At 46.4% G+C, this 1,138-nt stretch carries 1 rRNA gene; it reads left to right on the plus strand.

The window, feature by feature from the left end:
- Positions 1-1,138: ribosomal RNA gene (locus CJ670_RS09210) — 23S ribosomal RNA — on the plus strand; the annotation flags it as partial.

A 1,138-nucleotide genomic window follows, 5' to 3' on the forward strand; every position in this document is an offset into this window, starting at 1 on the left:
ATAGTCAGATGCTGCAGACCCGAAACGAAGTGATCTATCCATGAGCAGGTTGAAGCTGGTGTAAGAGCCAGTGGAGGACCGAACCCATTGACGTTGAAAAGTCTCGGGATGACTTGTGGATAGGGGTGAAAGGCCAATCAAACTTCGTGATAGCTGGTTCTCTCCGAAATATATTTAGGTATAGCCTTGTGTTGTAGCATGTAGGGGTAGAGCACTGAATGGGCTAGGGCTGCTTACCGCGGTACCAAACCCTATCAAACTATGAATACTACATGTGTAATCACAGGAGTCAGGCGGTGGGTGATAAAATCCATCGTCGAGAGGGGAACAACCCAGACTAACAGCTAAGGTCCCTAAGTCACATCTAAGTGGAAAACGATGTGGAGTTACTGTGACAACCAGGAGGTTGGCTTAGAAGCAGCCATCCTTTAAAGAAAGCGTAACAGCTCACTGGTCTAGTGATTCTGCGCGGAAAATATAACGGGGCTAAGATGTGCACCGAAGCTTTAGATTCGAATTTATTCGAGTGGTAGGAGAGCGTTCTATTCAGCGTTGAAGGTATACCGGTAAGGAGTGCTGGAGCGGATAGAAGTGAGCATGCAGGCATGAGTAGCGATAATTAAGGTGAGAATCCTTAACGCCGAAAACCCAAGGTTTCCTACGCGATGCTCGTCATCGTAGGGTTAGTCGGGTCCTAAGTCGAGACTGAAAAGTGTAGACGATGGCAAATTGGTTAATATTCCAATACCAACATATAAGCGCGATGTGGGGACGCATAGAGTTAATCGAGCTCACTGATGGAATAGTGGGTCGAAGGACGTAGGTTGTTAAGTAGGCAAATCCGCTTAACATTAGACCGAGATCTTACAGGCTCTTGACACTCTTCGGAGGAGATGGAGAATCGATGATACTGTCGTGCCAAGAAAAGCCACTAAGTTTATTATATGTTGCTCGTACCGTAAACCGACACAGGTGGGTGAGATGAGTATTCTAAGGCGCGTGGAAGAACCCTCTTTAAGGAACTCTGCAAAATAGCACCGTATCTTCGGTATAAGGTGTGCCTACTTTGGTATATGGACTTGCTCCAAAAAGCTAGAGAGGTTGCAACAAAGAGTCCCTCCCGACTGTTTACCAAAAA

Source organism: Arcobacter cryaerophilus gv. crypticus, assembly GCF_002993025.1.
In the GTDB taxonomy this organism is placed as follows: domain Bacteria; phylum Campylobacterota; class Campylobacteria; order Campylobacterales; family Arcobacteraceae; genus Aliarcobacter; species Aliarcobacter cryaerophilus_B.